The 20,326-nt window shown below is 54.3% G+C and carries 18 protein-coding genes; 14 read left to right on the plus strand and 4 right to left on the minus strand.

The window, feature by feature from the left end; translation table 11 throughout:
- Positions 1 to 96: 96 nt before the first annotated feature.
- The 6 genes from M9H61_RS19485 (at position 97) to ppdK (ending at position 7,416) form a co-directional block, all read left to right on the plus strand.
- Positions 97 to 357 carry a DUF2007 domain-containing protein gene (locus M9H61_RS19485; RefSeq protein ID WP_250282447.1) on the plus strand — a complete coding sequence of 87 codons (261 nt, stop codon included), beginning with the start codon at positions 97 to 99 and terminating at the stop codon, positions 355 to 357.
- A gap of 24 nt (positions 358 to 381) precedes the next feature.
- On the plus strand, positions 382 to 1,167 hold the full coding sequence (locus M9H61_RS19490) for a tRNA1(Val) (adenine(37)-N6)-methyltransferase (RefSeq protein WP_250282449.1): 786 nt from the start codon (positions 382 to 384) through the stop codon (positions 1,165 to 1,167).
- A gap of 75 nt (positions 1,168 to 1,242) precedes the next feature.
- The gene (locus M9H61_RS19495; protein ID WP_250282451.1) at positions 1,243 to 1,467 is read left to right on the plus strand and encodes a hypothetical protein; all 225 of its coding nucleotides are present in this window, start codon (positions 1,243 to 1,245) and stop codon (positions 1,465 to 1,467) included.
- Between the two features lie 249 nt (positions 1,468 to 1,716).
- Entirely contained in the window at positions 1,717 to 2,607 is an 891-nt protein-coding gene (locus M9H61_RS19500; protein WP_068519578.1) for a glycine--tRNA ligase subunit alpha, read from the plus strand.
- A 3-nt stretch (positions 2,608 to 2,610) separates the two neighbouring features.
- On the plus strand, positions 2,611 to 4,674 hold the full coding sequence (gene glyS / locus M9H61_RS19505) for a glycine--tRNA ligase subunit beta (protein WP_250282453.1): 2,064 nt from the start codon (positions 2,611 to 2,613) through the stop codon (positions 4,672 to 4,674).
- 75 nt (positions 4,675 to 4,749) lie between these two features.
- A complete protein-coding gene (gene ppdK / locus M9H61_RS19510) occupies positions 4,750 to 7,416 on the plus strand; it encodes a pyruvate, phosphate dikinase (RefSeq protein ID WP_250282456.1) in 2,667 nt (888 codons plus the stop codon).
- 47 nt (positions 7,417 to 7,463) lie between these two features.
- On the opposite strand, the gene M9H61_RS19515 is transcribed toward ppdK, so the two are convergent.
- Positions 7,464 to 8,141, minus strand: a complete 678-nt coding sequence (locus tag M9H61_RS19515) for a hypothetical protein (protein WP_250282458.1) — start codon at positions 8,139 to 8,141, stop codon at positions 7,464 to 7,466.
- Positions 8,142 to 8,267: 126 nt separating this feature from the next.
- Complete coding sequence (locus M9H61_RS19520) at positions 8,268 to 9,182, minus strand: folate-binding protein YgfZ (RefSeq protein WP_250282460.1); 915 nt, start codon at positions 9,180 to 9,182, stop codon at positions 8,268 to 8,270.
- A 161-nt stretch (positions 9,183 to 9,343) separates the two neighbouring features.
- On the opposite strand from M9H61_RS19520, the gene M9H61_RS19525 reads away from it, so the two are divergent.
- The 8 genes from M9H61_RS19525 to M9H61_RS19560 all read left to right on the plus strand — a co-directional run bounded on the left by M9H61_RS19525 (position 9,344) and on the right by M9H61_RS19560 (position 18,578).
- A complete protein-coding gene (locus M9H61_RS19525; protein ID WP_250282461.1) occupies positions 9,344 to 10,372 on the plus strand; it encodes a glycosyltransferase family 1 protein in 1,029 nt (342 codons plus the stop codon).
- 3 nt (positions 10,373 to 10,375) lie between these two features.
- On the plus strand, positions 10,376 to 11,347 hold the full coding sequence (locus tag M9H61_RS19530; RefSeq protein WP_250282464.1) for a glycosyltransferase family 9 protein: 972 nt from the start codon (positions 10,376 to 10,378) through the stop codon (positions 11,345 to 11,347).
- Positions 11,340 to 12,101 carry a glycosyltransferase family 2 protein gene (locus M9H61_RS19535; protein ID WP_250282466.1) on the plus strand — a complete coding sequence of 254 codons (762 nt, stop codon included), beginning with the start codon at positions 11,340 to 11,342 and terminating at the stop codon, positions 12,099 to 12,101. The genes M9H61_RS19530 and M9H61_RS19535 overlap by 8 nt, the downstream gene beginning before the upstream one ends.
- A gap of 92 nt (positions 12,102 to 12,193) precedes the next feature.
- Positions 12,194 to 13,240, plus strand: coding sequence for a glycosyltransferase (locus tag M9H61_RS19540; RefSeq protein ID WP_250282468.1), 1,047 nt, complete (start codon positions 12,194 to 12,196; stop codon positions 13,238 to 13,240).
- Positions 13,241 to 13,243: 3 nt separating this feature from the next.
- Positions 13,244 to 15,004, plus strand: a complete 1,761-nt coding sequence (asnB, locus tag M9H61_RS19545; protein ID WP_250282471.1) for an asparagine synthase (glutamine-hydrolyzing) — start codon at positions 13,244 to 13,246, stop codon at positions 15,002 to 15,004.
- Positions 15,005 to 15,042: 38 nt separating this feature from the next.
- A complete protein-coding gene (locus M9H61_RS19550) occupies positions 15,043 to 15,429 on the plus strand; it encodes a YkvA family protein (RefSeq protein WP_231856767.1) in 387 nt (128 codons plus the stop codon).
- 105 nt (positions 15,430 to 15,534) lie between these two features.
- Positions 15,535 to 16,533, plus strand: a complete 999-nt coding sequence (locus M9H61_RS19555) for an MDR family oxidoreductase (protein WP_206927021.1) — start codon at positions 15,535 to 15,537, stop codon at positions 16,531 to 16,533.
- 89 nt (positions 16,534 to 16,622) lie between these two features.
- The gene (locus tag M9H61_RS19560; protein WP_250282474.1) at positions 16,623 to 18,578 is read left to right on the plus strand and encodes a response regulator; all 1,956 of its coding nucleotides are present in this window, start codon (positions 16,623 to 16,625) and stop codon (positions 18,576 to 18,578) included.
- Between the two features lie 102 nt (positions 18,579 to 18,680).
- On the opposite strand, the gene M9H61_RS19565 is transcribed toward M9H61_RS19560, so the two are convergent.
- Together M9H61_RS19565 and M9H61_RS19570 are read right to left on the minus strand one after the other, a co-directional pair.
- Positions 18,681 to 19,334, minus strand: a complete 654-nt coding sequence (locus M9H61_RS19565) for a response regulator transcription factor (protein WP_068519590.1) — start codon at positions 19,332 to 19,334, stop codon at positions 18,681 to 18,683.
- Positions 19,335 to 19,621: 287 nt separating this feature from the next.
- Positions 19,622 to 20,320, minus strand: a complete 699-nt coding sequence (locus tag M9H61_RS19570) for a putative metalloprotease CJM1_0395 family protein (protein ID WP_250282476.1) — start codon at positions 20,318 to 20,320, stop codon at positions 19,622 to 19,624.
- Positions 20,321 to 20,326 lie beyond the last annotated feature (6 nt).

Genomic DNA, 20,326 nt, shown 5'->3' on the forward strand with positions numbered 1-20,326 from the left:
TAAGCCCCTACATTATATTACATATAGTCTGTTCCCGTCGTTCCGATCCTAAGGTGCAGGACGCAGGCAACACCAAAGTTTCAGGGGAAATGCCAGATGATTGAACTCTTTCGCAGCAATGATCCGATCGAACTGAGCTGGGCGCAATCGGTCTTGGCGGACGAAGGAATCACAAGCCATATCTTTGACTATCATGCCAGCATCATCGAAGGATCGATTGGTGCACTTCCCCGCCGGCTGATGGTGGATGGCAAAGCCGAAAGCCGGGCGAAATACATTCTCGATATTGCCAGACGCGATCTGGATGCGCATAACGCTGCGACCAATTCATCCTCCGACGCCCTGGCATCGGAATAACACAGCAGGCAGGACCTTGATCCGATGGCAAGCGCAGTGGCAGCAATAGACGTCCCTGATTTTCCGGAAACACGCATCAGTCATGATTATCTGCTGGGTGGGGCGGTGACGTTGAAACAGCCGGTTGACGGCTATCGCGCGGCAGTCGATGCGGTATTGCTGGCGGCTTCTGTTTCGATCAATTCCAGGCGGGATGAAAAAATTCTGGATGTCGGGGCGGCTGTCGGGTCGGCCGGGCTTTGTGTTGCCAAGCGGCTTGAGGATGCAAAGGTTACCGGGGTCGAACTTCAGGATGACCTTTACGCCCTGTTTTGCCGCAACGTCGTGGAAAATGAACTGGCGGGCCGGGTCAACCCGGTGCACGGTGATATCAATGATGCCAGCTTGCCGCTTGTCGCGGAAAGCTTCGATCAGGTGATTTCAAATCCGCCCTATTATGCCGGGGGCACGCGACCGGCCAATGAAAGCCGCGCGACCGCCCATCAGGAAGGCAGTGCCGATCTGAAAGACTGGATCGGTTTTTGCCTGAAAATGGTTCGGCAAAAGGGCCGCATTACCCTTGTGCATCGTGCGGATCATCTGGACCGTATCATCGGGATTTTGCATGGTCGGGCCGGTGATATGACAGTTTACCCGATCTGGTCCAAGGCCGATTCAGATGCACCTTTGCGGGTGATTGTATCGGCCAGAAAGGGTGTGGCATCCCCGCTTTGCATGCGGCGCGGGATTGTTCTGCATGATGCCGCGGGGGCATATTTTCCCGAAACTGACATACTTTTGCGCAATCCGTTGCCATTGCCCGGTTTCTAAATCGCGAAGAGTTCCCTATAAGTGCGACATGGCTGTGGCTTGTGTCACGGAAATTTGGGTGCTTTGGGACCGGATATGCTGAGCTTTTCGAAAATAATCTTCACTGCCTTGGTCATTGTTGTCGTCTGGCAAGGTTTCAAGCTGTTTAACCGTGCCAAGCAGGTCCCGACCAAGGATCAGCCCAAGCAAACCCGCGCTCAGAAAAACGAACAGTCCGCGCCCGCCGCGCAGGAAATGGAAAAATGCCCTGATTGTGGTGTTTACCATGCCGAGGGTTCAGCCCATCGCTGTGATGCCTGAGTCTGATATTCTTGCCCGTAAATAAAAGCATTCCGGGCTACGACTTTGGGTGAAATTGCGTGAATTTTGCTTGGAAATCCGGATCGGATCGTTGATCTATGTTGCTGCAATGCGGCATAAGAAGGCCAGCCCGGATGCAAGGGTTGCAAATTCAGCGTGTCTCAGGGCTTTTGCGTTCTTGACCGCGAGGGGGCAGGGCGGTAGCTTGCCGCTCTAATTTATAGGCAACAGTAATAGAGAGTTCGCGCCATGGCGCTCGACGGGTCGCAACGTCCCCCTTCATTCCAGGAAATCATTCTTCGACTGCAAAGCTATTGGGCTGATCAGGGATGTGTCATCCTTCAGCCATATGACTTGGAAGTCGGTGCCGGTACCTTCCATACCGCGACAACCCTGCGCGCGCTTGGTCCGGAAAGCTGGAATGTGGCTTATGTGCAGCCATGTCGTCGCCCGACCGATGGTCGTTATGGCGAGAACCCCAACCGTTTGCAGCATTACTACCAGTTCCAGGTTCTGCTGAAACCGTCGCCCAGCAATTCGCAGGATCTGTATCTCGGATCGCTGAAACATCTGGGCATTGATCCGATGGCCCATGATATCCGTTTTGTCGAGGATGACTGGGAAAGCCCGACCCTTGGGGCATGGGGCCTTGGCTGGGAAGTCTGGCTTGACGGTATGGAAGTCACCCAGTTCACCTATTTCCAGCAGGTTGGCGGTTTTGAATGTAATCCGGTTCCGGTCGAGTTGACCTATGGACTGGAACGTCTGGCGATGTATATCCAGGGCGTCGAAAACGTTTATGACCTTGATTATAACGGTCAGGGCGTGACCTATGGCGAAGTGTTCCTTCAGAACGAAGTTGAACAATCGACCTATAACTTTGAAGTTGCGAACACCGATATGTTGTTCCAGCACTTCAAGGATGCGCAGGCCGAGTGTGCGGTGAATATCGAACGCGGTCTGGCGCTTCCGGCCTATGAACAGGCCATGAAAGCAAGCCATCTCTTTAACCTTCTTGATGCGCGCGGCGTGATTTCGGTTACCGAACGTGCGGCCTATATCGGTCGTGTTCGTGACATGTCGAAATCCTGCTGCGAGGCGTGGCTGCGGTCGCGCGGCCATCTGAAAGAGGAGGCATAAGTTATGGCCGAGTTGCTGCTTGAACTGTTTTCCGAAGAAATCCCGGCCCGTATGCAGGCCCGTGCAAGCGAAGACCTGTCGAAGCTGGTGACGGATGGCCTGAAGGCCGCCGACCTTGCATTCGATAATGTCGAGGCACTTGTGACCCCGCGTCGTCTGGCGCTGATCATTGACGGTTTGCCGGAAAAGCAGCCTGACCTGCGCGAAGAACGCCGCGGTCCGCGTGCCGATGCCCCGGAAAAGGCCATCAGCGGGTTCCTTGCCGGCAACGGCGTGACCCTTGAACAGTGCGAAAAGCGCGAAACGCCCAAGGGTGTCTTCCTGTTTGCAATTGTCGAGCAGAAAGGCCGCCCAGCATCCGAGGTGATCAAGGACATCATCGAAGATGCGATGAACAAACTGCCATGGCCGAAATCCATGCGCTGGGCTGATCAGAAAGTCCGCTGGGTTCGTCAGCTTGACCGCATCCTGTGCCTGTTTGACGGCAAGGTGATCCCGGTAACCTATGGTCCGGTAACCGCTGGTGACAGCACACGTGGTCATCGCTTCCTGGCGCCGGCGGAATTCAGCGTTGCCAATGCTGCGGAATATAAGGAAAAACTGCGCGCGGCCAAGGTCATGATTGACCGCGAAGAGCGCAAGCAGGTCATCCTTGAAGGTGCCAAAAAACTGGCCGCTGCCGAAGGATATGAGCTTCTTGAAGACAATGGTCTTCTTGAAGAAGTCTGTGGTCTGGTTGAATGGCCGGTTCCGGTCATGGGCAAGGTCGACGACCAGTTCATGGACATCCCGCGCGAGGTTCTGGAAACCTCGATGCGTGAACATCAGAAATATTTCGTTGTTGAAGACAAGGACGGCAAACTTGCCGCGCGCTTCATCACGATTTCCAACATGGTGACTGCCGACAACAACGCCAAAATCATCGCCGGTAACGAGCGTGTTCTGCGTGCGCGTCTGCATGATGCCAAATTCTTCTGGGATCAGGATCGGAAAGTGACGCTGCAATCGCGTCTGCCGAAACTTGATAACATCGTCTTCCACGCCAAGCTTGGATCACTTGCCGAACGCGTATTGCGTTTGCGGGGCCTTGCGCGTGAACTGTCTGCCGACATTCCGAATTGCGATGTCAAACTGGCAGACCGTGCGGCAGAAATCGGCAAGGCCGATCTGGTGTCGCAGATGGTGTTCGAATTCACCGAACTTCAGGGACTGATGGGTAAATACTACGCCGAAAATGACGGCGAAGCCCCGGAAGTCGCCAATGCCATTGCCGAACATTATGCACCTGCCGGCCCGTCGGATACTTGCCCGACGGCCCCGGTTTCGGTCGCGGTGGCACTGGCAGAGAAGCTCGATACCCTTGCCGGGTTCTTTACCATCGATGAAAAGCCGACCGGTTCAAAAGACCCGTTTGCGCTTCGTCGTGCGGCATTGGGTGTCATCCGTCTGGTTCTGGAAAACGGTTTGCGTTTGCCGCTGCGTCGCGCATTTGCATTTGCCGTCTCCCAGTATCCGGCAGCCATTCGTCGTGACGAGGCGGTCGAAGACCTTCTGGCCTTCTTTGCAGACCGCCTGAAAGTCCATCTGCGTGAACAGGGTGTGCGCCATGATCTGGTCTCAGCCGTGTTTGCACTGGATGGCGAGGACGATCTTGTCCGCCTGCTGGCCCGTGTTGAAGCGCTTTCCGATTTTGTCTCTGGTGAAAGCGGCGTCAACCTTATGGCCGGCTACAAGCGCGCGTCCAACATCCTGCGCATCGAAGAGAAAAAGGACAATACGTCCTATGACGCGGACGTTTCTGCATCTCTTCTGCGCGAGGAAGAAGAACGCAAGCTGTATGAGGCGCTCATTGATGTCCGGCATAAGGCCCTGCCACTTCTGCGTGACGAGGATTATGCCGCGGCTATGGCCGAATTTGCGCGGTTGCGTGAACCGGTCGATGCATTCTTCGAAAAGGTCACGGTAAATAGTGACAATGCAGACGAGCGCGCCAACCGGCTTAAGCTGTTGGCGCAAATTCGCACTGCGTTGCATGACATTGCCGACTTCTCGAAGATCGAATCGTAAATAGGTCAAGGTTGCGGGGCTTTCCCCATCCGGGGAGGCCCAAAAGGGGCCTTGACCAGATGAGGAAAAGGCAAGATGACCAAATGGGTGTACGGTTTCGGTGGCGGTAGCGCCGAAGGCCGTTCGGATATGCGTGAACTTCTGGGCGGCAAGGGCGCGAACCTTGCCGAGATGAGCAATCTCGGACTTCCTGTTCCGCCCGGCTTTACCATTACAACCGAAGTTTGCACGGCGTTTTATGACAATGACCGTGCCTACCCGGATGGTCTTGATGCCGAAGTGGAAAATGCGCTGGCCGCTGTTGAAAAGCTGGTCGGGCGCAAATTTGGCGATGCCAAGGACCCGCTTCTTGTTTCCGTGCGTTCCGGTGCCCGTGCTTCGATGCCGGGCATGATGGACACGGTTCTTAACCTTGGTCTGAATGACGAAACCGTTGAAGGCCTTGCAACCGTTTCCGGCGACCGTCGTTTCGCCTATGACAGCTACCGCCGGTTCATTCAGATGTATGGTGACGTCGTTCTGGGCGTCGACCATTACCATTTCGAAGAAATCCTTGAAATTCACAAGGAAGACAAGGGCTATTCCCTTGATACCGAAATGGGCGCCGATGACTGGGCCGAAGTCGTTGGACAATTCAAAAAGAAAGTCCAAAGCGAACTCGACGCCCCATTCCCGCAGGACCCGCGCGAACAGCTTTGGGGCGCAATCGGCGCCGTATTTGGCAGCTGGATGAATGCACGCGCCAACACCTATCGCCGTTTGCACAACATCCCGGCAAGCTGGGGGACCGCTGTCAACGTCCAGGCCATGGTATTTGGCAATATGGGCGATGACTGCGCGACCGGTGTTTGCTTCTCGCGCAACCCATCGACCGGCGAAAACCGGTTCTATGGTGAATATCTAATCAATGCGCAAGGTGAAGACGTGGTTGCGGGCATCCGTACCCCGGCACCGCTGACCAAGATCGAACGCGAAGAATCCGGTTCTGATCTGACATCGATGGAAGAAGCCCTGCCGGGTGTGTTCGCCGAACTTTGTGATATCCGTGACAAGCTTGAATCCCATTACCGCGACATGCAGGACATGGAATTCACTGTTGAATCGGGTAAGCTTTACATGCTTCAGACCCGTGCGGGTAAGCGCACCGCCAAGGCTGCCCTTCGCATTGCCGTTGAAATGTGCCGCGATGGCGTGATTTCCAAGGAAGACGCATTGCGCCGTGTCGATCCGGCACAGCTTGATCAGTTGCTGCATCCGACCCTTGATCCGGATGCGGAACGCAAGGTTGTCGGCATGGGACTTCCGGCATCGCCGGGGGCCGCATCCGGTCAGATCGTGTTTTCTGCCGAGGCAGCCGAAGAATGGGTTTCGAACAAAGGCCGCAAAGTCATTCTGGTGCGTATTGAAACCAGCCCCGAAGATATCGCGGGCATGCATGCCGCCGAAGGCATCCTGACATCGCGCGGTGGCATGACCAGTCACGCCGCCGTTGTGGCACGCGGGATGGGAACGCCGTGCGTTTGTGGTGCTGGCGCGATCAAGATTGATTATGCCAACAAAACCATGATTTCCGGTGGTGTGACTCTTAAGGAAGGGGATGTCATCACCCTTGATGGCAGCACCGGCGAAGTCATGCTGGGCGAAGTCGCAACCCTGAAACCCGACCTTTCGGGCGATTTTTCCCAGTTGATGGAATGGGCAGACGCCGTGCGCCGCCTGAAAGTCCGTACCAATGCCGAAACCCCCGATGATGCGGAAACCGCACGCGGGTTCGGGGCTGAGGGCATTGGTCTTTGCCGTACCGAACATATGTTCTTTGACCCGGCCCGGATCATTTCCATGCGTGAGATGATCCTGGCTGAAACAGAACAGGGTCGCCGTGTCGCGCTTGATAAACTTCTGCCCTATCAGCGACAGGACTTCATTGATCTGTTCCGGATCATGAAGGGGCTTCCGGTGACGATCCGTCTGCTTGATCCGCCGCTTCATGAATTCTTGCCTCATGGCGATGCCGAAATCGCCGAGGTGGCAAATGCCGCCGGTGTCTCTGAGGCCATCGTAAAGCGTCGCTTACTTGATCTTGCCGAAGCAAACCCGATGCTGGGCCATCGTGGTTGCCGTCTTGGCATCAGTTATCCGGAAATCTATGAGATGCAGGCGCGCGCGATCTTTGAAGCCGCGATCGAAGTTTCCAAGGATGGCGGTGATCCGGTGATCCCGGAAATCATGATCCCGCTGATTGTCGGCAAAAAGGAATTGGAAATCCTCAAAGCTGCCATCATCAGGGTTGCGGCCGATGTCGAAACCGAAAAATCGGCAAAGCTGAACTTCCTTGTGGGCACCATGATTGAGCTGCCGCGCGCAGCCCTGCGTGCCGGTGAAATCGCCGAAGAGGCCGAATTCTTCAGCTTTGGCACCAACGATTTGACCCAGACAACCTTTGGTCTGTCACGTGATGACGCATCGCGTTTCCTCGATACTTATATCGCCAAGGATATCTTTGCTGGCGACCCGTTCGTATCCCTTGATCAGGAAGGTGTTGGCGAACTGGTCGGGATTGCAGCAGAACGTGGTCGTGCGACCCGGGGTGACATCAAGCTTGGTATCTGCGGGGAGCATGGTGGTGATCCGTCATCCATCGCGTTCTGCGAGGCACAGGGGCTTGATTACGTATCCTGTTCGCCATACCGCGTGCCGATTGCACGTCTGGCAGCAGCACAGGCGGCCCTTGGTCGCAAATAGGCGCGATCGGGACTGAGTTCAGACGGCGGCAGGGAGACTTGCCGCCGTTATTTATGACCGGTTTCTGAATCCGGGTCGTTGCGGTGGGCGATGTGTTTCATGATCAACATCCCGCCAACCGACAGCCCGAGAAGCAGCAGCACAATTCCGCCGATCTTGAACATTTTTTCGTACAGGGCCGCGCGGTGGAATTCTTCTTCCTGCAAATAGGTCATGCGTTCGATGACCTCGTTCATACGGGTGCGGTACCGGGTTTCGGGTTTAAGCGTGCTTTCATAGCGCACGGCACGCAGCAACATGTTCAGGCGCTCAACCGCATCGAAATAGTTTTCCTCTGTCATCCGCGCCTGTGCCAGGGTTGGCTTCAGTGGTGGCTGTTCATGCGGGCCGAGAAAGTGACCGGGATAATTTTTCAGATCCGGCCATTCATGATCAATGCAGTCGCGAACCGTGGTCACGATTGCGCCACACGGCACGATCTTTTGCGGATAGAACCGCAACAGAACGCCTTGGGCCATCTGTTTGATCTCATTGCCCTTACGGTTATAGATCTGAGTGATGGTGGCAAGTTCCGCGGTGGTTTCGTCGATTGACATATCCGGAACCGGCTTGTCGCTGATGCCCGGCGGCGTTTGCTGTGCCAATGCAATGTTTGGCGATGTCGCCATGACGCAAAGCGCAGAAAACAATGCGATCAAAAGCGGGGCTGCGTGACGCAGTTTCATTCCGGTTACCTGTTTTGTTCCGGCCTTAACATAGGGGTTATTACCCCTTTCGAACAGGTTTGAAAACAAAACGGGCCCCGAATTCGGGGCCCGTTTGCAAAATTTTGCGATCACGTGATGGGTGGATTATGCCGCGGTTTCCGGCAGTTTGACCCAGCCCGGAACATGAACCGTGATTTTTGCATCGCCGGCAACAAGGTCGGCATCATCGCTAACCCGTTCCAGACGGATCAGCGCAAGACCGCCATTTCCGTGCACAGACCGAATGGTTCCAGCTTCCTTGTCACCGTTCATGATGATGGTTCCGGCTTCCGGTGCCGGTCCCTCAACCGAGATCGGCAACAGGCGCTTGCGCACAAGGCCGCGATATTTGGTGCGCGCTGTCAGTTCCTGGCCCATATAGCAGCCTTTTTTGAAATCGACACCGCCCAGCTCCTCAAAGCCGTTTTCAAGCAGGATGGATTTTTCGATCTCAAGTTCTTCGCTGCCATTGGGCAGGCCAAGAGACACGCGAAGCTGATGATAGGATTCTTCATCGCTTTCCGATGCGCCGATTGCCGCCATTTCAGCCAGCTCATTCTTGGGCAGTAAGATGCGGGCCCCCATTGCGCTCAGGCGCGGGTCAACAGCCTTGATGCCATTGGCAATGCGTCCGGTCGTACCCGGTGTCGTGTCGGTAAACAGGTTCGCAAGGGCATCTTTGCCGAAAACGGCGATAACGTCGTAACTGTCGGTGACATCGGTCAGTTCGACCTTTGCACGCAGTTTGTACATGCGCAGTTTCTTGAACAGTTCGGCGGCGCGTTCGCCATTTTCACCGCGTTCGCATTCCAGAAGAAGGCTTTCCTCATCCTGTTGATAGACAAAGAAATCAAACAGGAATTTCCCCTGCGGTGTCAGCAGCGCGCCATATCCCGATTTAGTGTCAGAAACGGTTTCGACATTGTTTGACACCAGCCCTTGCAGAAAGCTGACGCGGTTCGGTCCGCTCACGCGGATGACGGCGCGATCACTCAGAACGGCGTAAAAAGACTCACTCATAATCGTATTGGCTCCGATCTGTCGGATTTGTTTGGGCGAAATGTGGGGCAATCAGCTAAATTTCGCAAGGGTAGACTGCGGGGATAAAGCCCGCACGATCTGCAAGAAAACCCTTCATAAAACGCCTGTGAGCAGATAGAACCAAACTTATGAAAATCTTGATGCTTGATCATTCAATCGGCTTTGATCCCAAGGATCGCGAAGCCCGCCCGCTGGGAACCTGCCAACGTGCTTTCATTGCGCTGGCCGAGGCCCTTGTTGCCCGTGGTCACAAGGTCGAAGCGCGCCGCAATGGCGGTATCGACAAGGATGCAAGCGGTGTAGCATGGCGACAACTTGATGCCGAATTGCCGCCCTTTGGTGGCGATGCGGCCAATACTGTTATTGTTTGGCGCGATCCTGCTTTGCTCAGCCATCCTTCTGTACCGGGAAATGCCACGGTTGTTCTGTGGTTTGACGGTGATCCGGCGCGACTGAATGCGGATGAAGTGCGATTGGTGCTTCAGGAAAAGAAAGTACAGGTCATCTTTACCGATGATGCCCAGGCCAAATCATTTGATGCGGACCTTGCCAAAAAGCCGATCGTGGTGAAACCGGGCGCAACAGCTGCCTTCACCATGGCGTCGAACATGCATTGGGCTTTTGAATCGCGCGATGAACTGGCGGTGACGGTTGCCAATACCAAAACCGGTATTGCCCAGATCATTCGTATCTGGGATGCCTATGTCGCGCCCAAGGCACCGAATGCGATCCTTGAAGTGTATGCCTATGACCTGTTTACGGCGATGGCAGGCGAGAATGATGATGTTTCCGATGACATCCTTGATCTGGTGCGCGGTGCCATTGACAAGGGTGTGCGGGTCTATCATCCCAAGCCCGAAGCCGACATGGCCGAAACGGTTGCGAATGCGCGTGCGTTCCTGCATCACGGCAAATACGGCAGCGACAATGTCGGACAATGGATCGTTGATGCGCTTGGCGCGGCAACGCCGGTTGTTTCCTATGGCGGGATTGCCCGAAACCGGATCGAGGACGGCAAGACCGGCTATATCGTTCCGGACGAAGCCGCATACGGAAATATCACAGCCCAGCTTCTGACCGACCGCGCATTCTTTGCCAACCAGTCCGAAGCTGCGCGCAATGATCGCCGCGAATGGATCCATGTTGCAGGCGAGCTGGAGAAACTTTAAGCCGTGCGTCTTCTGTTTATCACGTCCAACCGTCTTGGTGACGCGGTGCTGTCGACTTCTGTCCTGCGCCATTATGTCGAAACCTTTCCCGGTATTCGCGTAACGGTCGCCTGTGGCCCGGTCGCCGCACCCATCTTCAAGGCCGTTCCGAACCTTGAACGCATCATCGAAATGCCCAAGCAAAAACGCGGCGGGCACTGGTGGAAGCTCTGGAAGTCGGTTGTTCTGAACTGGTGGGATGTGATTGTCGATTTGCGTGGTAGTGCCACGGCCTATGTGTTGCCGGGGTGGAAGCGGGTGGTGCAAAAAGGCAATGATGACAATTTGCATCGGCTTGAGCAGCTTGGCGCGCTGATTGATGTCACTCCGCCGCCTTTGCCAAAAATCTGGATCGATCAGGAAAGCCGGGACCGTGCCGACGCGTTGCTTGGCAATGTCAAAGGTTCGCTTTTGATTGTCGGGCCGACCTCGAACTGGGTTGGCAAGACCTGGCACAAGGAACGTTTCATCGAAACAGTTGCGACCCTGACCGGCAAGGGGGCTGTACTTGAAGACGCCCATGTTATGGTGGTTGGTGCACCCAATGAACGCGAAATGGCAGAGGAAGTCATCAGTTCCATTCCAGATGGGCGGTGTTCGGAAATCTTTGGAACGGAAAGCCTGTTGACCGTCATGGCCTGTCTGGAACGTGCCGATCTTTATCTCGGGAATGATTCGGGCCTTATGCATATGGCTGCGGCGTCCGGATGTCCGACACTGGGATTGTTTGGTCCATCGCGTGATGAACATTATCGTCCATTCGCCGAATGGGGCCGCGCTGTTCGGACAGACTGGTCGTACGACAAGATTATCGAGAACCGCACCAGCCGGTTTTCCCAAGAAAACCTGATGGAAACATTGCCGGTCGAAAAGGTTGTCAAAGCCGCAACCCAACTGGTTACGGAACATCGTCTTGCAGGAAAAAACAATGACTGATGCAGCACCGCGTATTTCAGTTGTTCTGTGCGCCCATAACGAGGAAAAGCGTCTTGCCGCCTGTCTGGAAAAGGTCAGCTTTGCCGACGAAATTGTTGTGGTCTGCGACAAATGTACTGACCGAACCGAGGAAATTGCCAAGGAGTTTGGTGCCAAAACTGTTGTTGGCAGTTGGGATATCGAAGGGCATCGTCGTAACAGGGCAATCGAAGAAGCAAGCGGCGACTGGATTTTCGAGCTGGATGCGGACGAACATGTCAACGAGGAGCTGGCCATCGCAATCCGCAAGGCGGTCAATAGCGGCGCTTATGACCGTTATCTGATCCCGGTCGACAATTATGTTGGCAAACGGTTGGTGCGATATGGCTGGGGGGCGTCATTTGGGACGTCTGCCGTTTGGCGCCTTTTCCGCAAGGGGCACAAGGTATGGGGTGACCAACGGGTTCACCCGGCAATCAAAATGACCGGGCGGCAGGGACCGAAACTGAATGGTGCCTTGGTGCATTTTGTGGATCGCAATATCTCGGACATGATCCGTCGGCTTGATAGCTACACCAATGCGCGTGCCGCAGATTTGCGGGCAAGCGGGAATATCGGAACATTCCGTCATAATTTCCGGCGGATTTTTTCGCGATTCTGGCGCTGTTTCGTATCGCGTAAGGGATACAAGGAAGGCGGGATGGGCTTTTTGATCGCGCTTCTGGCGGCCTTGTTTCCGATGATTTCCTATCTCAAAGCCCGCTATGACGAGTAATTTTGCATATCGCTGTTTGGCCGGCTTCAACCCGACCGACCTGCAGATACCCTGTTTACAAAGCTCGTAACTGGCAAGTTGTGGTACCCGCCATGAATGAAGACAAAACGTTTAATATTGCGCAAGTGGTTGCGAGCACGGGCAACGGTGGCCTGGAGCGGCATGCGTGCGATTTGGCTTCAGGGTTGGTTGCGCAGGGCCACCAGGTTTCTTTCCTTACAACAAGCGCTGTCGCGCCGAGGGTTCCAAAAGGGGTGCTCCCTGTTACACTCTCACTTGATGGAAATCGCAAGAACCCATTGGTTCTTCTTGAATTGATACGTACTTTACGTGCGGGAAAGTTCGATATTATTCATGCGCAAGGCAGTAAAGCTGCTCAGATGTTGGCTTTGATCCGGCCGTTTTTACCAGATGCGTGTGCCACAGTTGGAACCCTTCACAATCAAAAAAGAAATGTGCGCGCATTTCGCAAGCTTGATTGGGCAATCGGAGTAAGCAAGGCGCTTAGCAAAGATATCGGATCGGATCGTGTTACGACAATCTATCACGGTCTACCGAGCTTTCGTGAAGTTAACCCGCATGAAGATTTGACAGGTCAGGGACGCCCGCATTTTCTGGCGATCGGAAGACTGGTTGAGGCTAAAGGATTTGATCGGCTGATTGAGGCATGGGCTTCAATTGATGCAAATTTATACATTATTGGAGAGGGACCACTAAAAGGGGAACTCGAAGATATGATAAGGACGCACGCACTGGCAGATCGCGTTAAGCTTCTTGGCAGGAGCGAACATGTCCCGAACTATCTGAAGGCCGCTGACGGTGTGATTGTTTCTTCTCGTCGTGAAGGCTTTTCCTACGTGGTCGCGGAGGCGCTTCTATGCAACTGTCCGGTACTGTCGACTGACGTGCCGGTTGCAAACGAGGTGCTGGATCCTGATTTGATTTTATCACATGATATCAATGTCATGAGAGAGAAAATTGTTCGATGGATCGCAGATATTGATGCTTGGAAAGCAAAATGCGAAAGCGCATTCGAGACTGCATCGCAAGAGTTCACCTTTGATCACATGATCACAAAAACCGTCGACTTGTATCGAACTTTGCTGAAAACTCAGACAATTATGCGAAGTCAGGGCTAGTCTATGTCAGGTATCGCAGGAATTATTGTGCGTGACGGTTCCGCCGTGCCCATCTCCAAGATGGACCGTCTTTGCACGGCGTTGGGGCATCGCGGGCCTGATGGCGAAGGGCGATATGTAAAGGGGCCCGTCGGGTTTATTCAAACACGTCTCGCGATTATTGATCTCGATACGGGTGATCAGCCGATTTATCATGAAAATGGCAGTGCCTTGGTCGCCAATGGCGAGATTTACAACTATGTCGAGCTGCGCAAAAGCCTGTGTGAAGCCAGTTTCAAAACGCGTTCAGACAGTGAAACAGCACTTCGGGTCTATGTCCGTGACAATATTGACGGCTTTGATGCCCTGCGCGGTATGTATGCCTTTGCCATTCATGATGCTGTAGAGAACCAGGTTGTTCTGTGCCGGGATCCGTTTGGTATCAAACAGCTTTACTATGTCGAAACGCCGGAATATTTCGCCTTCGCATCCGAAGCACAGGCATTGATCGCGGCTGGTCTGGTTGGTCGGGATGTGCGTGCAGATGCCCGTTCCGAATTATTGCAGGTTCAATTCACAACCGGCAGCGATATGATTTTTGACGGGATCAAGCGGCTTCTGCCGGGCGAGACCATTGTGCTGAGCAATGGTCGGATCATTGATCGTCGCCGTCGTCAGGTTCTTGGGGACAGTGCATCGGTCGGTACGCATCTTGAAGCAGCGTTGACCGACTGGGACCGTGTGTTCGAAGAATCCGTCAGGGTGCATCAACGATCAGACGTTGATTACGCCATGTTCCTTTCAGGCGGGGTTGATAGTGCATCGTTGCTTGGCATGATGCACCGGCTGAATGAGCGTCCGGTAACGGCCTATACAGCAGCGTTTGAAGCATCAAGCGTGCATGATGAACGAGAAATTGCGCGCGATGTTGCCAAGGCTTGCAACGCCAATCATATCGAGGTCATGTTCTCGGAACGTGATTTCTGGACGCTTTTGCCGGAAGTCGCTGCGCGGATGGATGATCCCGTTGCAGATTACGCAATTCTTCCAACTTACAAACTGGCCAGCGAAGCCGCACGCGATTTCAAGGTCGTGCTGTGCGGCGAAGGCGGGGATGAGCTGTTTGGAGGGTATGGGCGGTACCGTTCCGTGATGCGACCGCTTCTTCTGGGCGGGCGCGTAATGCGGTCCAAGGGGACGTTCGACAAGATTGATGTATTGCGTCCCGATGTGCTTGAAGGATGGCGCGACGGGATTGCTGCATCGGAAAGTCGCGAAAACCGCGGAAAGCGTTCGAGACTTGCGGTGGCGCAGGCTGTTGATTGTTCCGACTGGTTGCCAAATGACTTGCTGATCAAGCTTGATCGTATGCTGATGGCACACGGGCTTGAAGGGCGAACACCGTTCCTTGATCCGATGGTTGCCGAATTTGCCTATCAGTTGCCGGATCGTCTTAAAGTTCGCACGGGAGTTGGCAAGTTCCTGCTGCGCAGCTGGCTGGAACGCTGCTTGCCGATGGCCCACCCATTTGCGAAAAAACGTGGCTTTACTGTGCCGGTTGCAGAATGGATTTCAGGACAGGGTAAGCGACTGGGACCTTTGGTTGCCAATCAGGCAGGCATACTTGAAATCGCCGACCCGTCAAAGGTCGAAAAACTGTTCAATACACCGGGAAAACGCGAAGGTGCGGCTTGCTGGCATCTTCTTTTCTATGCGCTGTGGCATCAGGCCAATGTTTTGGGCCATGCTCCGGAAAAAGATGTGTTTGAAACACTGGCACCCTAGAGACTGCACCCAACCCTGATTTAGGACAGGAGGCGGCTATGCCCAAGATCAGATCTTCAGTCTGGATGATCGTCCCAAATCTTTTGCGGACCCTTTTTCGGGGGGATGTCAGCTGGAAGTCGAAAGCTTTGCTGCTTGGCGGACTGGTCTATTTGATCAGTCCGGTCGATCTTTTACCTGATATTCTTGTTGGTATTGGCTGGCTTGATGATCTTGTCATTGTGCCGTTGCTGGGGTGGTTGTCCTATCGAAGTTTGCCACCAGCGATACAGGACGATGTTGCTTCTTTCGATCAGCGTGCTGCGAAATCGACGCGTCGGGTCTGGCTTTACCTTTTGCTTCTTGTCGTGGCGATAGTTGTCATTGCCATTTGGGGGGATGCCCAATACCCGGTCTCGCCAACCCAGCCGGGGTTGGCCGAGTGACACTGTCGACTGACACAATTGTCATGATCCGGACAGCAGGTTTGACGGGGTAGGGATCGAAGACTAACCTTTGGTCATAAAAACCGTCAGACAGGGAAGAAAGTCATGAGTGATACATTCCGTGCATTGGTTCTTGATCAGCAGGACAAGTCCGTTTCGGCCAGTTTCAAAAATCTGACGACAGAAGATTTGCCAGAAGGTGATGTTCTGGTTCGGGTGAAATGGTCGACCCTTAATTACAAGGATGGCATGATCCTGAACGGACTGGGACGCCTTGTTCGATCCTATCCGCATGTGCCTGGTGTCGATTTTTCCGGTGAGGTCGTTTCATCAACAGACCGGCGATATAAGCCGGGCGATGAGGTCATCCTGACCGGCTGGCGCGTGGGTGAGGCCCACTGGGGTGGCTATGCTCAATATGCCCGGGTCAAGGCGGATTGGCTGGTTCCGCTGCCAAACGGGTTGGGGGCGGATCAGGCCATGGCCATCGGCACGGCGGGCTTCACTTCCATGCTGGCGGTTATGGCCCTTGAGGAGCAGGGTGTTTCACCTGATCAGGATGGTGAGGTTCTTGTAACCGGTGCTGCCGGGGGTGTCGGGTCAGTTGCGGTTTCGATACTGGCGGCGCTGGGATACCGGGTTGCCGCATCGACCGGGCGTGCCGAAACACATCAGTATCTTCGTGACCTGGGTGCGACGACAATCGTTGATCGCAACGAATTGACCGATACCAGCAAGCCGCTTCTAAGCGAGAAATGGGTTGGTGCGATTGACAGTGTCGGCAGCAGCACACTTGCGCATGTATTGTCAGAAATGAAGTATCACGGTGTGGTGGCGGCATGCGGTCTTGCCGGTGGTCCGGATCTTCCGGCTACGGTCATACCGTTCCTGCTGCGCGGGGTTCGGCTGATCGGAATTGATTCGGTGATGTGTCCCTATGACTATCGTGTGAAGGCTTGGGAGCGCCTTGCCAGACAATTGCCGAGCGATCATTTGTCCGCCGCGACGACCAAAGTTGCCTTGTCCGAAATTCTTCCCTGGGGGGAGAAAATCCTGAAAGGTCAGGTCAAAGGTCGAGTTCTGATTGACGTGCAGGATTGCTAGTAAGGTCAAAACCATGCAGAATCAGCAGTTTCCCGATCGGTACTTCCGGTAAACGGGGCCCGTCAATTTGTTAGCTGGAAGTCAACCTGATGCTTGAACAACGGTTTCGCATTCTTCTTGTGGAAGATAACCCCGGTGATGCGTTTCTTGTCCGCACACTTCTTGAGGAGACCGGGGAGCCGTTTGATATTGAACATCGCAGCGACCTGACTTCCGCCATGGCCGTGCTGAACGGAGAGGGTCCTGATGCGGTTTTTGATGTGGTTTTGCTGGATCTGACATTACCGGATTCTTCGGGGGTGACGACCATCAGCCGTATCAGGGACTGTGCCAACACAGCACCGGTTGTTGTGTTGACCGGGCACAAGGATGAAGAACTGGCTTTCGAGGCGCTTCAGCATGGTGCCGAAGATTATCTGACCAAGGAATTCCCGGACGGTCGCACCATTCGCCGCTCCATCCGCTATGCGATTGAGCGATCACGCGCCGAGCGTGCCCTTAAGGAAAGTGAAGAACGTTACCGCAAACTGGTTGAACTTGCCCCCGAATTGATTTCCATCCTGAGCGGGGAAGAAATCGCCTATATCAACCAGCAGGGGCTTTCGATCCTTGGCGCAGACGATAGTGCAGCCCTTATCGGTCGTTCCTTTATGGAAATGGTTCATCCGGCAAGCAAGGAAACGCTGGGCGAATATATTGCCCGTTACAGGGATGGATACACCGGGCGTGCAGATTTCACCATCATGTGTCAGCGCCCGGCTGGGGACAATGTGGAACTCGAAGTTTCCGCCATTGCATTTACTCATGAAGGGGCGCCGGCGATGCTGATGCTGGCCGAAGACGTTACCGAGAAGCGCAAAATCGAACGCCAACTGGTCCAGACGTCCAAGCTTGCGACCCTTGGTGAAATGGCGGCTTCTGTTGCCCATGAAATGAACCAGCCGCTGAATGTTATTCGCATGGCGGCCGATACCTGTGCGCTTCAATATGATCTCGATGCGGTCAAGCCAGCGTTTCAGCATGAAAGACTGGCGCTGATCAGCAGCCAGACCGAACGCATGTCGGAAATCATCAAGCATCTGCAGATCTACAGCCGGCCCGATGATGATGACTTCGTGCCGTTCGATCCGATGCGTGCTGTGGCAAGTTCGGTGGACATGATTGAACATGACTGCCGGCTTTCGGGCATTGAAATCGAAGTGGTGCCACCTGCCCAGGCCTGTCTGGTCAATGGTCGCCAGGTTCAGCTTGAACAGGTTCTTGTCAACATGCTGACCAATGCCCGCGACGCGATTAACGAAAATGGCGATGATGGAAATATCGGCGGTCTTATCCGGGTCAGCGCCATGGTCGATAAGACCAATCAGGTGCTTAAGCTGGCGGTGAATGACAATGGCGGTGGTGTTCCCGAAGCCGCCATTGATCTGTTGTTCCATCCGTTCTTTACAACAAAGGATGTTGGAAAGGGCACGGGCCTTGGACTGTCGGTCAGTTTTGGCATTGTGGAAGCAATGGGCGGCAAGATTGATGTCAGGAATGAAGGTGATGGTGCCTGTTTTGAAGTGACACTTCCCATCGTCAGCTTTGACGCAAGCGATGCAGACCAGACGGAATATGAGCCGGAAGAACATCCGGGCGGGGACGCGGGATTGAATGCGGAAACGCGTCAGAACATCAGAATTCTGGTGGTGGATGACGAAGTTGACGCCATGGAAATCATATCGGGATATCTCGAAGCACAGGGCTATAACGTTTCTGCGGCCAGTGATGGTGAAGATGCGCTGGCACTTGCAGCGGTGGTGCAGCCCAATATTCTGATTACAGACATCAGGATGCCGCAAATGGACGGCAATGCCCTGGTCAAGGAACTGCGCAGCCGCGACCCGGCATTGCCGGTTATCGTGATGACCGGGCATCCCGGCGATGCAGAGCGCCCGGTAGACGATGACGGCGCCGATGCCCCGGTGATGGTGATGTCCAAACCACTCCACCTCAAGGAGCTTCTGGGTATTCTGGATGAATTGTCGGAAGTCTGTATTCAATGATGCCAGAGTAGATGCTGAAGTAGTCCAGGATCCGATCAAAGAAAAAGCCCGGTTGTAGCCGGGCTTTTTTGTATTTGATATCGGGCAGAAGGCTGGTTGCCTTTAGGCTTCCCAACCAAGCTGCATGGCAATTTTGACAGCCTGTGTACGGTTGGCAGCGCCAAGTTTCTTGAAAATGCCGGTCAGATGGACTTTGACCGTGATTTCACGAACCGTGAGCTGTTTGGCGATTTCCTTGTTGGAAAGCCCTTTGGTCAACAGGCCAAGAACTTCACGTTCACGATTGGTCAGCTGACGCAGGGGGTTGTCGGGTGCCAGGCCTTCAAGGTCAATTTCGCCAGGACGGATTTGAGAGCCGTCATCTTCAAGCAATGCAGAAGGAATATATTTCTCCCCTGACAGAATCAGGCGCAAGGCATTGATCAGCGATTTGCCTGACAATGTTTTGGGGAGATACCCTGATGCACCATGCTCAAGAGCATTCAGAACGTCGCTGCGCTTTACCGAGCCTGACAAGATCACGACAGGAATCTCCGGATGTTTCTGGCGCATGACCGTCAACCCCGACAAACCGTTCATGCCCGGCATGTTGAGATCAAGGATTGTCAGCTCAACGTCTGTTTCCCCATCAACGACAGCAAGTGCTTCTGCGAAATCCTTCGCCTGCGCGACTTCAACTTCCGGCGCTGCGATTTTAAGGAAGGAAGTAATCCCGTCTCTGACGAGATCGTGGTCGTCTGCTAGCAGGATGTTCATTTTTATGCAGTACCCGTTCTTGTCCGAAGCTCTGACATCTGATGATTGGCCCCGGAAACGCTCCCCGTACTGACGACACGGTTACGCGCAATAGTTAGATTATAATTCAAGCGTCCCCCCCGGACGCGTGCGCAGCATTCAACAAAACCGGGGTCGTGTCAAACGGCAGGATAGTTTCTGAAAGCCTCAGCTATTCGATCAGATAGGTCAGCTTGTGCGGGAGTCAATGTTTTATCCCATATTGCATAGTATGCGGGAGGCGCAAGGCCATTTCCGGAGGTTGGAAATCAGACGGAAATCGAAAGGCTTGGCTGGTCGATGCTATCGGCGCGTGCATTTTTTGTCGCGGATTCTTCCGCTGAGAATACAGGGCTGTCGTCGTTGCTGGTGGCCCGCTGCAGGCTGGCCTGTCGGAAGGCCGCCATGTCAGCACCAGAAGGCGCATTCGGCGCAAGGGCGGCGTTCTGCAATGTCGCCAGTGCGCGATCACGGTCGGCCTTGCTGCCCGACATCGAAACGCTGACATCGACATGCCCCCCGATAGCATAGGCATTGCCATCCGGACCTATCTGATAGGTATATTGCGGGGCCGATCCATATGGGCCTGCTGCGGCCGCATGGGCCTCTTCTTCCTGACGCACGGCAGAATCCCGGGCCCGCAATTGTGACACAACGGCTTTTTCGGCGGGATCAAGATCTGTGCTGTTTGAAGTTGCAGAAGAAGTGTCACCATTTTCTTCATTGGTTTTGACAGCGTCGCGATACTCGGCCCGGCTTACGCCACCGGCGACGGCCTGTGCTTCAGTCAATGTTCTTGGATCAACGATGCGCGTCCTCAGGCTGTTATTATCTTCTCCCCCGATGGAATAGGGGGAGGCAGCAGTTCCTGATCGGGAATTTTTCTGGACTTCGACTGCTTCATATTCGGCCAGAACGCGCCCGTCAGACGTTTGCGCGATTTCCCGAACATTCAGGATCACGCCCATTCCGCC

It is taken from the genome of Thalassospira sp. GO-4 (assembly GCF_023588965.1).
Taxonomy (GTDB): Bacteria; Pseudomonadota; Alphaproteobacteria; order Rhodospirillales; family Thalassospiraceae; genus Thalassospira; species Thalassospira povalilytica.

Bases quoted from the DNA above. Each gene is read 5' to 3' on its own strand.
- M9H61_RS19555 (WP_206927021.1), top strand. From the start codon at position 15,535: ATGAGTGATACATTCCGTGCATTGGTTCTTGATCAGCAGGACAAGTCC.
- M9H61_RS19495 (WP_250282451.1), top strand. From the start codon at position 1,243: ATGCTGAGCTTTTCGAAAATAATCTTCACTGCCTTGGTCATTGTTGTC.
- M9H61_RS19565 (WP_068519590.1), bottom strand. From the start codon at position 19,334: ATGAACATCCTGCTAGCAGACGACCACGATCTCGTCAGAGACGGGATT.
- M9H61_RS19550 (WP_231856767.1), top strand. From the start codon at position 15,043: ATGCCCAAGATCAGATCTTCAGTCTGGATGATCGTCCCAAATCTTTTG.
- ppdK (WP_250282456.1), top strand. From the start codon at position 4,750: ATGACCAAATGGGTGTACGGTTTCGGTGGCGGTAGCGCCGAAGGCCGT.
- M9H61_RS19535 (WP_250282466.1), top strand. From the start codon at position 11,340: ATGACTGATGCAGCACCGCGTATTTCAGTTGTTCTGTGCGCCCATAAC.
- M9H61_RS19570 (WP_250282476.1), bottom strand. From the start codon at position 20,320: ATGGGCGTGATCCTGAATGTTCGGGAAATCGCGCAAACGTCTGACGGG.
- asnB (WP_250282471.1), top strand. From the start codon at position 13,244: ATGTCAGGTATCGCAGGAATTATTGTGCGTGACGGTTCCGCCGTGCCC.
- M9H61_RS19490 (WP_250282449.1), top strand. From the start codon at position 382: ATGGCAAGCGCAGTGGCAGCAATAGACGTCCCTGATTTTCCGGAAACA.
- M9H61_RS19540 (WP_250282468.1), top strand. From the start codon at position 12,194: ATGAATGAAGACAAAACGTTTAATATTGCGCAAGTGGTTGCGAGCACG.
- M9H61_RS19485 (WP_250282447.1), top strand. From the start codon at position 97: ATGATTGAACTCTTTCGCAGCAATGATCCGATCGAACTGAGCTGGGCG.
- glyS (WP_250282453.1), top strand. From the start codon at position 2,611: ATGGCCGAGTTGCTGCTTGAACTGTTTTCCGAAGAAATCCCGGCCCGT.
- M9H61_RS19500 (WP_068519578.1), top strand. From the start codon at position 1,717: ATGGCGCTCGACGGGTCGCAACGTCCCCCTTCATTCCAGGAAATCATT.
- M9H61_RS19520 (WP_250282460.1), bottom strand. From the start codon at position 9,182: ATGAGTGAGTCTTTTTACGCCGTTCTGAGTGATCGCGCCGTCATCCGC.
- M9H61_RS19525 (WP_250282461.1), top strand. From the start codon at position 9,344: ATGCTTGATCATTCAATCGGCTTTGATCCCAAGGATCGCGAAGCCCGC.
- M9H61_RS19560 (WP_250282474.1), top strand. From the start codon at position 16,623: ATGCTTGAACAACGGTTTCGCATTCTTCTTGTGGAAGATAACCCCGGT.
- M9H61_RS19515 (WP_250282458.1), bottom strand. From the start codon at position 8,141: ATGAAACTGCGTCACGCAGCCCCGCTTTTGATCGCATTGTTTTCTGCG.